Raw genomic sequence first — 11,637 nt, forward strand, 5'->3', positions numbered from 1 at the left:
GGGGACGCGCAAGCCGCGCCTCGGTATGCGTTCACTGTAATTACCTGCAGGCTCTGGGTGTGATCGAGCTTGCGGGCAGGAACGCCGGCTGGCTGAGTGATGGCGGGCATCGTGCCCGTCATGGAATCGTCATGCGCCGGCGGGTCGCCGACTGCGGATTAAAGTACGCCGAGCCACCAGCCTTGGCAAGCCGGGCTTCGCGCTCGCATCGTTCACTTTCGATATGAGCGGCACACGAACGCCGCGGACTGCGCAGGCTTTCGCAAAAACCGGCGCGGTTGCGCGTCGCAAGGCGGAAACGCCGCCCTGCGACACGCATCACATCCAGAGCGCGTCAGCGATCCTGGTAATAGACGTTATCGATCAGCACATCGACGTTCGCCGCCGGCGGGTCCGACACCAGCATGAACATCTGTTTCACCGCATGCAGGTCGAGATCGTGGAAGGCGCTGAACGGAATGCTGACCTCGTGCCAGCGGCCATCGCGTACCAGGCCGTACTGCTGGCCGCCGTTGACGAAGTCGATCCAACTGTCGCCGAACGAGGAGTTGATGCCGATCTTGAACGTCGACGGTGTGGTCGTACGCATATGGAACTTCAAGCGCCCGTTGCCGAAGCGGCTCATGTTGCGATAGCCGGTGGCTACGCCGAGGCCGTACCAGGCGCCGGCATTGGCGCGGAACGCCATCAGCTGATTGCCCTCGAAGGCCGGCGCGGAAATCGGCGCGAGGTTGTTCCACAGGTAAAGATTGGCATCGCCGTTATAGCGCAGGCGGTCGTTCATGTCGCTGCGCTCGGTGAACACGCCGAACTTGCCGCTCGGCGCCGCCCCGCCGACATAGAGCTCGCTGCCGGGGTTCTGGTACAGGCGGATGTAATCGATCTCCATCTTCGCCGGCAACGGCGCGGTGATGCCGTTGCCCGACATGATGCCGGTGTAGCTGCCGCCGACCGCGAGATTCAGCAACAGGAAGTATTGATGATGGAACTCGTGCAGCGAAGCGCCTTCGATGTTGGAGATGGCGAATTCGAAGAACTGCTGGCCGTCGATAGCGACGCGGATGAACTGCGGGTCCCAGGTCATGCGGTAGACGTGGAAGCCGCCGTTGAGATCGCTGGCGCTTTCGTGGTCGCGGCCGTAGTCGGCCTGCGAGCCCTGGTAGTCCCAATGCACCGCGGCGCCGGCGCGGCGGTTGGTCCGCCCTGCCGCGATGGCCGCGGCCGAGCCCATTTCCATCAGGTCGATTTCGCCGCGCGCCGGCCAGTTGCCGACCGTGCCGAGCATCCAGTACGCCGGCCACAGGCCGTTGCGCAGGTCCGGCACCTTGATCCGCGCTTCCAAGGTGCCGTACTTGAAGTGCATGCGGCCTTCGGTCTTCAGGCGCGCCGAGGTGAAGCCGCGGCTGCCGAAATTCTCGCGCCGCGCTTCGATCACCAGCCGTCCGTTCTCGATGCGCGCGTTCTCGGGGCGGCTGGTGTAGTACTGCAACTCGCTGTTGCCCCAGCCGCACAGGCCGATCTGGCAACCGTCGCCGACGTCGTAGATCCATTTGTTGCCGTCGATGGACGGGCCATTGAAGTTGTCTTCCCAGACCAGGGTCTGCGCCCGCGCCGCCTGCGGGGTCATGGCCAGGCCCGCAGCGAACAGGGCCGCGGTGGAGAAAGCGAATACACGTGCGAGGTTCATGATCGGCTCCGATGCTGAACATAGCGCCTGCCGGTGACAGGTCCGGGGCCAAGCTCGAATCTCATGACAGCGCTGTCAACGGCTGTTTTTCCCGTATTTCCTTTTGCCTGGACGGGTTCACACAATGCATGTGGGCTGGTTGGTAGTAAGCGCGGATGCGCGGCGGCGGCATGCTGCACGACAGCAGGCGGGATCGGGCGGCTGCACGTCTGTGCGCCTGCGCGCACCGCCACCATCTCCCGCTCTTGTTTCGTCATCCCCGCGAAGGCGGGGATCCTGGGCTTTATCGCCACATGACGCTGAAGTCTCGTGACTCTGAAGTCTCCGGATCTCCGCCTTGGCGGGGATGACGGCCTGACGTGCCGGCAAGAAGCCCGGCAATACCGGATAATCCCCGCCCGTTCGCCGTTCCGCCGCCTGCGTATGACTGCATTGCACCGTCTGCTGCTGTTCCTCGTCCTCGCCACCGCCAGCCCGGCCGGCGCTGTCACCCTGCCCGCCCCCGCCCTTCCCGCCGTCACCATGCCGGACCGTTGGGTCCACGGCGCGCCCGGCGAAACCGGCCTGCAGGTGCACGAAGCCGCGCCCGGGTTGTGGATCCTGCGCCAGTCCAAGGCCAGCAACTTCGAGGCGCCGTTCCTGTACCTGTTGGCGGGCGACCGAGGCGCATTGTTGCTCGATTCGGGTGCCGAACCTGCCGCCGGCAGCGAGCTACCGCTGCGTGCGACGGTCGATCGCCTGCTCGGCGAGTGGCAGCGCCAGCACAAGCTCGACGCCTTGCCGCTGGTGGTCGCACACAGCCACGGCCATCGCGACCACGTCCATGGCGATGCCCAGTTCCGCGATCGTCCCGACACCCGGATCGTAGGCACCCAGCCGCAGCAGGTCGCCGCCTTCTTCGGCCTCGACCGCTGGCCCGAAGGCGAGGCGCGTTTCGATCTCGGCGGTCGCACGCTCACGGTGTTGCCGTTACCGGGGCACGAGCCTGCGCATATCGCAATCTACGATACGCAGACGGCAAGCCTGTTCAGCGGCGACAGCCTGTATCCCGGCTTGCTGACCGTGCGCGACTGGCCGGCCTATCGCGCCAGCGCGGCGCGCCTGGCCTCGTTCGCGCAACGCCACCGGGTCGAGCGCGTGCTCGGTGCGCACATCGAGATGAGTGCGCGCGCCGGCCAGCTTTATCCGCTGGGCAGCGCTTACCAACCCGACGAGCACGCCCTCGCCCTCGACGCATCGAGTTTGGCGCTATGGCAGAAGACCTGCGCCGAGCTCGGCGATTTCCTCCACGAGGAAGTGCGCGACGAGTTCGTACTGGCGCGCATCGCCCAGCCCGGCGAGTTCGTCGACAAGCCGAATACACACGGCATGCTGGTCGCCGGCACCGACGTGGTCTACCTCTCGCATCTGCCGATGTTCCATCGTCCGCACGATTACCAGCTGATCTTCGAAGCCGGCCTGCCCGCCGATGCCTTGGCGCAGTACCGCGCCGACGCGAAATCGCATCCGCGCGAGTACTACACGCTGGCGCCGAGCGAGCAGTGGGTGTTGCCGGAAACGATCCGGCCCGACGGCCGCTTCAAGGCCGATCTGTACCGCGGCCACTTCGAACGCGGCGGCACACCCATCGTCACCGGCATCGAGGTGAAGGTCGGGGGGATCGTGCACTTCCGCCGCTTCGAAGCCGGGCGCAAGCCCGAGCCGCGACAATGGATCGCCTTCGGCCGCGGCCGCGAGCATTTCCTCGCCCACCGCCTCGAAGGCGCGCCCGACATGGACCAGGTCGTGCAGGTGTCGGCGGCGCATGGCGAAGGCGAGCGCGTCTTCGGCGAAACCGCAGCGGCAACGAGCAGCGGCGAGCTCAAGCCCGGCGACCGTATCGGCGGCGCCGTGGTCGAGCGCGCGCTGTACACCGAATATGGCGACCTCGCCCGCTGAGCTCGCTGCCAAGCGGAGCAACCTTCCCATCGTGTCGACAGCGCCTCTCACGAACGGTTAACGCGGCGAATCCGGAAACCGTTGAAACTGTCCCGTCTCCTGCCGCATCCTGTGCCGTCTCCGATCCGACGCTCCATGACCTATTTCCCGCTCCTGCTGCGCGTGCTGTTGATCGTGGCGATCAGCCTCAATGGCTACGCCGCGGCGACGATGTCGGTGGGCGGCGCTCATGCCATGCATGCCTCTTCGACTCCCATGGCGATGCCGCCGTTGGCTGAGCCGGCAATGGCGACGGGCACGCAGACGGCCATGGACGCCGATTGCCACGACATGGGCGCAGCCCCTGCCCACGCGGCGCAGCCGCAAGCGCCCGCCGAACCGGACCAGGAAGCCGCCGACGATTGCTGCGGCAAGTTCCGTTGCCAGTGCGATTGCCTGCAGGCGGTCGCCATCGTGCGCATCGCCCTGCCGGTGCCGCCGCAGTTGTCGAACACCTTGCTCGCTTTGCCCGTCGAAGCCGCCGCACCCAGCGGCGTGTCGAGCCTGCCGATCCGGCCTCCTATCGCCTGAGATCCGTCAGGCCGGGGCTTCGCGCCCGGCCCGCGGCCCAGGCGCTTACACCGCGCCCTGCGCCGCCCGCCCGCGCAAGCTTCGTACGCCGGCTCGACCGGCCGTTGCGGACTGCGCGCTTCGCACACCGTTGCGACTCTTCCGCAAACAGGAAGAACCTCATGAATCGATTCAACCGCTTCGACGGCGCCGCGCCGATCGATGCCGGCCGCCGCCGCTTCGTCACCGGCCTGGCCGTGGGCGGCCTCGCCGCAGGCACCGGCCTGTGGCATTCCGCATTCGCCTCGACCGGCCTGGCCGGCACGGCGCAGACCTTGCGCGGCACCGAGTTCGACCTCTCGATCGGCGCCGCGCAGGTCAATTTCACCGGCCGCACGCGCCCGGCGATCACCGTCAACGGCACCTTGCCGGCGCCGATCCTGCGCTGGCGCGAGGGCGACACCGTCACCTTGCGCGTCGCCAACCGCCTGGCCGAGGGCATGTCCTCGATCCATTGGCACGGTCTGATCCTGCCGTCCAACATGGACGGCGTGCCCGGTTTCAGCTTCGACGGCATCCATCCCGGCGAGACCTACACCTATCGCTTCCGCGTCGGCCAGTCGGGCACTTACTGGTATCACAGCCACTCGCTGTTCCAGGAACAGGCCGGCCTGTACGGCGCCATCGTGATCGATCCGCGCGAGGCCGCGCCCTTTCATTTCGACCGCGAGCACGTGGTGCTGCTGTCGGACTGGACCGACCTCGACCCGGGCGCACTGTTCCGGCGCTTGAAGAAGATGTCGAGCTACGACAACTACTACAAGCGCACGGTCGGCGACTTCATGCGCGATGCGCGCGAGCGCGGCCTCGCCGCGACCCTGCGCGACCGCGGCGACTGGGGGCGCATGCGCATGACCCCGACCGACCTGTCCGACGTCAACGGCCACACCTACACCTATCTGCTCAACGGCGTCGCGCCCGCGGGCAACTGGACCGGTCTGTTCCGGCCTGGCGAGAAAGTGCTGCTGCGCTTCGTCAACGGCTCGGCGATGACTTATTTCGACGTGCGCATCCCCGGCCTGAAGATGACCGTGGTCGCTGCCGACGGCCAGTACATACACCCGGTCAGCGTCGACGAGTTCCGCATCGCCGTCGCCGAGACCTACGACGTGTTGGTCGAACCCTCGGGCCAGGACGCCTACACCATCTTCGCCCAGGACAGTGCCCGTACCGGCCATGCCCGCGGCACCCTCGCGGTGCGCGAAGGCCTGCAGGCCGAAGTGCCGCCCAACGACCCGCGCCCGCTGCTGACCATGGACGACATGGGCCACGGCGGCATGTCGCATGGCGCCGGTCACGACATGTCGCAGATGAAGGGCATGGAAGGCGGCTGCGGCGCGAACATGGGCATGGCCGGCATGGATCATGCCGCGATGAAGGACAACAGCGCGGCGGGCAAGCCGAGCGCGGGCGACGAACGCCTGATCGACATGCGCACGATGTCGACCTCGGCCAAGCTCGACGACCCCGGCATCGGTCTGCGCGACAACGGCCGCAAGGTGCTGGCCTACGCGGACCTGCGCAGCCTGTTCGACGACCCCGACGGACGCGAGCCGAGCCGCGAGATCGAGCTGCACCTCACCGGCCACATGGAGAAGTTCGCCTGGTCCTTCGACGGCCAGAAATTCGAAGGCGCCGAGCCGATCCGCATGACCTACGGCGAACGCCTGCGCATCGTTCTGGTCAACGACACCATGATGACCCACCCGATCCATCTGCATGGCTTGTGGAGCGACCTGGAGAACGAGCAAGGCGAGTTCCAGGTACGCAAGCACACCATCGACATGCCGCCGGGCACGCGACGCAGCTATCGGGTACGCGCCGACGCGCTCGGGCGTTGGGCCTATCACTGCCACCTGCTGTATCACATGGAAGCCGGGATGATGCGCGAAGTGAGGGTCGAAGAATGAAGACCTCACGCACTTTGCATCGTTCCGCGCTGACGCTCGCCTTGCTCTGGGCCGGCGGCGTCACCGCGCAGACGATGGATCACACCGATCACGCCGCACGACAAACCGCCGGCAAGCCCGCCGTCGAACCGGCTGCGGCCGATGCGAAAGCATCGAAGCATTCGCCGGTGGATCACGCAGCGATGGATCACGCAGCGATGGATCACTCGCAGATGGACCACGCAACGATGCAGGATCCGCCGCGCACACAGACGCCTGCCGCGTCGACGCCCGAGGATCGTTCGAAGACGGATCACTCGCAAATGGATCATTCCAAAATGGACCACTCGCAGATGGGCCACTCGGGCATGGATCATTCGGGCAGGCAGCACGCAGGCAGCACACCGCCCTCGGGCGAACCGCGTGAGCCGATCCCGACCCCGACCGACGCCGATCGCGCCGCGGCGTTCCCGCCGGTGTCGCATCACATGCGCCATGCGCCGGCGGTCAACAGCTATCTGCTGATCAACCGGCTGGAAGCGGTCGAGGTCGAACACGGCAGCGCCCAAGCCTGGGAAGCCCAGGGCTGGATCGGCACCGATACCGATCGGTTGTGGCTGCGCAGCGAAGGCGAGCGCGAACACGGGCGGACCGAGTCGGCCGATCTGGAAGTCTTGTACGGCCGCGCGGTATCGCCGTGGTGGGACCTCGTCGCCGGCGTCAAGCACGACTTCGCACCGGCGGGTTCGCAGACCTGGGCGGCGATCGGCGTGCAAGGCCTGTCGCCGTACAAGTTCGAGGTCGCCGCGACGGCCTACATCGGCGAGTCGGGACGCACGGCATTGAACCTGGAGGCCGAGTACGAATTGCTGCTGACCAATCGCCTGATCCTGCAACCGCTGGTCGAGATCGACCTGTCCGGCCGCGACGACCCGCAACGCGGCATCGGCTCGGGCCTGAGCAGCGTCGAGGCCGGGCTGCGCCTGCGCTACGAGATCACCCGCCGGTTCGCGCCCTATGTCGGCGTGACTTGGGAACGCGCGTTCGGCGGCACCGCGGACTACCGCCGCGACGCAGGCGAAAGCGTCGAGGACACCCGTCTGGTCGCCGGCATGCGGCTGTGGTTCTGAACCCGCGCCGATCTTGAGCATGCACCGCGCGAGTGCGCCCGGCCATAGCGGCCGGGCGCACCACCGAAGCCGGCCCGCGCAGGGCCGGCCACAGTCCGCAATCTGGCTGCGGACTGAAGCGGGCCGGGCCTCTGCCCGGCCCGACGCTATGGCCCCATCACCTCGACAGGCTATGATCTTTCCAGGACGAACCGGCTGAGCCGAGGAACATATGTCGATCAATTCCAAGGCCCGCCGCGACGCCAAGAAACGCAAGATCGCCAAGGCCCGCAACGCGCCCCTGCCCGGTCCGAGCATCGAGCCGCATGCCGAATTGCGCGACGCCCAGGGGCGTCTGCTCGGCGGCATCGTGCGCCGCGAAGGCGAGTGGACGCTCGGTCTCGGCGGCCGCATCGTCGGCGGTTCGGAAAGCGCGGCGCGGGTCCTCGCCCTGCTCGAACGCGCCGCATCGCTGCACCGCGGCGAAGGCCGCGAAGTCAGCCTGGGCTGTTCGGCCGCGCTGCGCACCGCGGCGCAGACCGAAGTCGCCGAACGCGGCTTGAGCTTCGAGGAGTTCCGGGTCGAACTGGAAAAAGAGCTCGCGGTCGAGCCGCAGCCCGGCCTTGGTGGCCTGCACGAAGCCAGCGAAGTCCGTCACTGACGGCCCGCCGCGGGGCCTGAGGCTCCGCACGATCACCCTGCGACGACGTCGCAACGGTTCTGCTGGGCGCATGTCGTCCCGGCTCGCCAACGCATGGACCTGAAAAGCGGCTACCCGTTCTGGCCGATCCGCAACGGCCTTATGCATGCGTTTCCGCGTTTGAGCGAAGACCTGCGCTGCGAAGTGGCGGTGATCGGCGGCGGCATCAGCGGCGCTCTGATCGCCGACGAACTGGCCGCGCACGGCCACGACGTCGCCGTCGTCGAACAACGCGACATCGGCTGGGGCAGCACCGCTGCGAGCACGGCCTTGCTGCAGTACGAAATCGACACCCACCTGAGCGATCTGTGCCGGCAATACGGCGAAGACCAGGCCGCCCTCGCCTACCGCACCTGCGCCGACGCGATTCCGGCCCTGCAGGCGATCGCGCGCGAACTGCGCGACGTGGATTTCCAGCGCTGCTCCAGCCTGTATTTCGCCAGCAAGCCCGCGCATGTGCCGGTGCTGCGCAACGAGGCCGCACTGCGCCAGCGCCACGGCCTGAAGCTGCGTTGGCTCGACGGGCAAGCACTGGCGCAGGACTACGGACTGAAAGCCCCGGGCGCGATCCTCAGCGCCTGCGCCGCGACGGTCGACCCGTATCGATTGACTTTGCGGCTGTTGGCGCGCTTGCAACGGCGCGGCGTCGGCGTGTACGACCGCACCCACATCGAGCACCTGCGCGCGACTTCGCGTTCGGTCGAATTGCGCACCGGCGAAGGTATACGGATCCGTGCCGAGCACGCGGTGATCGCCGCCGGTTACGCCGGACAGCAATGGATCGATCGGCGCCTGGCGCGCAATCGCAGCAGTTACGCCTTCGTTACCGATCCGCTCGAAGCCGGGCAATTGGGTCGACTCGGCAAGACCCTGGTCTGGGAATCGGCGCGCCCCTACCTGTATCTGCGCGCCACCGGCGACGGCCGCCTGATCGTCGGCGGCTGCGACGATGCCGTCGATGTGCCGGCGCGGCGCGACCGCCGGGTCGAGTCGCGCGCACGCAAGCTGGTGCGCAAGATCGGCGAGCGCTTTCCCGGCCTGCAACTGCAACCGGCCTTCGCCTGGGCCGGTACCTTCGCCGAAACCGCCGACGGCCTGCCCTGGTTCGGTGCCCATCCGCAGTACGGCCGGCGCGTGCAGTTCGCCATGGCCTACGGCGGCAACGGCATCACCTACAGCATGATCGGCGCCGGGCTGTTGCGGGCCGCGATCGAACGCCGGCCGCATCCGCTGGCGCGGCTGTTCTCGTTCGAGCGAGCGGGCTGAGGCCAGGCCTTCGTCGGCCCCAGACAAAACGGGCCGCGATGCGGCCCGTTCTGGTAATGCGATGGTGCAAGCCGAGGCGGCGACCGCCGTCTCTCGTCTAGCCCATCAGGAACGCACCGGCACCAGGGTGATCTCGACGCGGCGGTTCTGGGCGCGGCCGGCATCGGTGTCGTTGCTGGCGATCGGTCGGGTCTTGCCGGCGCCGGTCAGGATGAAGCGATCGCGCACCAGGCCCTTCGACATCAGGTAGTTGCCGACGCTCGCGGCACGCTGCTCGGACAGACGCTGATTGACCGCGTCGCTGCCGATGCTGTCGGTGTGGCCGGCCACCTCGACGATGGTCTGGTTGTACTCGGTCAGCGTGCTGGCGACGTTATCGAGTACCGAATAGAACTGCGGGTCGAGGCTGGCGCTGTTGAAGGCGAAGGTGATGTTGCTGGGCATGTTCAGGGTGATGTTGTCGCCCTGGCGGACCACGTCGACGCCGGTGCCGGCCATGCGGTCGCGCAGCGCGCGTTCCTGGCGGTCCTGGTAGTTGCCGATGGCGCCGCCGGCGAGGCCGCCGACACCGGCGCCGATCAGGGCGCGCTGGCGGCGTTCGGTGGCATCGTCGCCGCTGAGCAGGCCGGCCGCGACGCCGGCGAGCGCGCCGATCAGGGCGCCCTTCTGGGTGCGGTTCATACCGCCCTGCTGTTCCGGCGGCGGGTTCTGACCCGGATACGGTTGCTGCTGACCGCCGTAGTAGCCGCCACCGCCGGTGGCGCAACCGGCGAGCAACACGGTCATGCTGGCAGCGGCCAGGGCGAGCTTGATTTGGGTGTTCATGGGAATTCCTCGTCTGTGTTGCTGGACCCAGACAAGCTAATCACGCCGCCGTCGCGGACGAGTGACGAGGGAGATCCACATTCAGGTCGCGGTCGGAGAGCGGTCCGCACACCGCAGACCGCTGCCGGTCGCTAGACCGTCAAAGCGCCGGCATCAGGGCGTCGGCGGCCTCGGCATTGAGGGTGACGTCCCAATTCCCCATCAGCGACAGGTACAGCAGCTTGTCGAATTCGCTGCCGAAACGCTGGATCACCGCATCCGGATCGGGGATCAGCTTGCCGTCGGCGATCAGGCCGAAATGCACGCGGCCGTTGTAGCTCAGGATCGAGATGCCGATGCCGATCGAGCCGGTCTGCGGCACCCAGAACATCATCTCGTCGAGACGACAGCCGGCCAGGTACAGCGGTTGCTGCGGGCCCGGCACATTGGTCGCCACCGCGGTGGCCTTACGGCTGAAAAGCTCCAGCGCCAAGCCCTGCACTTGCGCCGGCGCCATTCCGAGCGCGGCCAAAAGACCAAATGCAACAATGGCTTGGCGTGAATTCTTGAGGTTATTCATGCACTCGGCGACACGCTCGACCCGCCGAATCGGGTTGTCCTCGCCGACCGGCAGGTCGAGGAAGACCAGGCCGAAATGGTTGCCGAGCTTGCGCGCGTGTTCGAGCGGACGCAGGTTGACGGGTACGGTCGCGCGCAGGGTCAGCCCGTCGACGTTGTCGCCGCGCTCGATCATGTAGCTGCGCAGCGCGCCGGCCGCGGTCGCCATCAACACGTCGTTGACCGTGCAATCGCAGGCGCGACCGACTGCCTTGACCTCTTCCAGGTCCAGCGGCTCGGCCCAGGCCACGCGCTTGCTGACGCCGAGCTTGCCGCGCAGCAGCGACGGCGGGTCGTCCGGCAGCGACAAGGCATGCAGCAATTCGCGGGCGATCTCGCCGCCCTCCTTCGCCAGCATCGCGGCGAGGGTCGGGTCGCGATACATCTCCATGCTCTTCTCGACCACCTTGCTGCCGAGCTTCATGTAGCGGTCGACCGCGCCGACGCGGCGCGCGACTTCAACGCCGTCCTGCTTGAGCCAGGCGTGCGCGAGGTCGCTGCCCTTGGCCGGCTCGGCGGTGGTGTCGGTCAACGACAGCAGCACCTGGACCAAGGCGATGCCGTCGGCATAGCTGTGGTGGATCCGCGCGATCAGCGCCGAGCCGCCGTTGTAGCGCTCGACCAAGTGGAACTGCCAAAGCGGCCGGCTGGCGTCGAGCGGGCTCGACGCCAGCTGGCTGACGAAACGCTCCAGGCCGCGCTTGCCGCCGCGCCCCGGCAAGGCCGTGTGCTGGACGTGCCAGTCCAGGTCGAAGTCTTCGTCGGTCTGCCAATAGGCGCCCGCGGCGGTGTCCACGGCCTTCTGGCTGAAACGCGTATAGGCCAGGAAACGCTGCTTCACCACGCGCTTGAGGGCGTCCAGCGACATCGGCTCGGCGAACATCAGCACGCCGGTGATCATCATCGGATTGGTCGGCCGTTCCATTCGCAACCAGGCCGTGTCGACCCGCGACATCGCCTCGCGACGCGCGCGTTTGCGCGATGTTGCCCCCGCTTCTGCTTTGGCCATGCGCCCTC

At 67.4% G+C, this 11,637-nt stretch carries 9 protein-coding genes; 6 read left to right on the plus strand and 3 right to left on the minus strand.

Annotated features, from left to right (window positions below; translation table 11 throughout):
- Positions 1-334: 334 nt before the first annotated feature.
- The gene (locus EX88_RS0113140; RefSeq protein ID WP_031372452.1) at positions 335-1,687 is read right to left on the minus strand and encodes a glycoside hydrolase family 16 protein; all 1,353 of its coding nucleotides are present in this window, start codon (positions 1,685-1,687) and stop codon (positions 335-337) included.
- A 423-nt stretch (positions 1,688-2,110) separates the two neighbouring features.
- On the opposite strand from EX88_RS0113140, the gene EX88_RS24580 reads away from it, so the two are divergent.
- The 6 genes from EX88_RS24580 to EX88_RS0113170 all read left to right on the plus strand — a co-directional run bounded on the left by EX88_RS24580 (position 2,111) and on the right by EX88_RS0113170 (position 9,198).
- Positions 2,111-3,625 (plus strand): MBL fold metallo-hydrolase, encoded by a 1,515-nt coding sequence (locus EX88_RS24580; RefSeq protein WP_051885080.1) that lies wholly within the window; start codon positions 2,111-2,113, stop codon positions 3,623-3,625.
- Between the two features lie 135 nt (positions 3,626-3,760).
- Complete coding sequence (locus EX88_RS0113150) at positions 3,761-4,195, plus strand: CopL family metal-binding regulatory protein (RefSeq protein WP_031372454.1); 435 nt, start codon at positions 3,761-3,763, stop codon at positions 4,193-4,195.
- 161 nt (positions 4,196-4,356) lie between these two features.
- Positions 4,357-6,144, plus strand: coding sequence for a copper resistance system multicopper oxidase (locus tag EX88_RS0113155; protein ID WP_031372455.1), 1,788 nt, complete (start codon positions 4,357-4,359; stop codon positions 6,142-6,144).
- Complete coding sequence (locus EX88_RS23785; RefSeq protein WP_051885081.1) at positions 6,141-7,253, plus strand: copper resistance protein B; 1,113 nt, start codon at positions 6,141-6,143, stop codon at positions 7,251-7,253. Before EX88_RS0113155 ends, EX88_RS23785 begins: the two co-directional genes overlap by 4 nt.
- A 211-nt stretch (positions 7,254-7,464) precedes the next feature.
- Entirely contained in the window at positions 7,465-7,893 is a 429-nt protein-coding gene (locus EX88_RS0113165; protein WP_051885082.1) for a hypothetical protein, read from the plus strand.
- 93 nt (positions 7,894-7,986) lie between these two features.
- Positions 7,987-9,198 carry an NAD(P)/FAD-dependent oxidoreductase gene (locus EX88_RS0113170; RefSeq protein WP_031372458.1) on the plus strand — a complete coding sequence of 404 codons (1,212 nt, stop codon included), beginning with the start codon at positions 7,987-7,989 and terminating at the stop codon, positions 9,196-9,198.
- 105 nt (positions 9,199-9,303) lie between these two features.
- On the opposite strand, the gene EX88_RS0113175 is transcribed toward EX88_RS0113170, so the two are convergent.
- Together EX88_RS0113175 and EX88_RS0113180 are read right to left on the minus strand one after the other, a co-directional pair.
- The gene (locus tag EX88_RS0113175; RefSeq protein WP_031372459.1) at positions 9,304-10,023 is read right to left on the minus strand and encodes an OmpA family protein; all 720 of its coding nucleotides are present in this window, start codon (positions 10,021-10,023) and stop codon (positions 9,304-9,306) included.
- Positions 10,024-10,162: 139 nt separating this feature from the next.
- On the minus strand, positions 10,163-11,629 hold the full coding sequence (locus EX88_RS0113180; protein ID WP_036148829.1) for a WS/DGAT/MGAT family O-acyltransferase: 1,467 nt from the start codon (positions 11,627-11,629) through the stop codon (positions 10,163-10,165).
- Positions 11,630-11,637 lie beyond the last annotated feature (8 nt).

It is taken from the genome of Lysobacter antibioticus, from assembly GCF_000731095.1.
In the GTDB taxonomy this organism is placed as follows: Bacteria; Pseudomonadota; Gammaproteobacteria; order Xanthomonadales; family Xanthomonadaceae; genus Lysobacter; species Lysobacter antibioticus_B.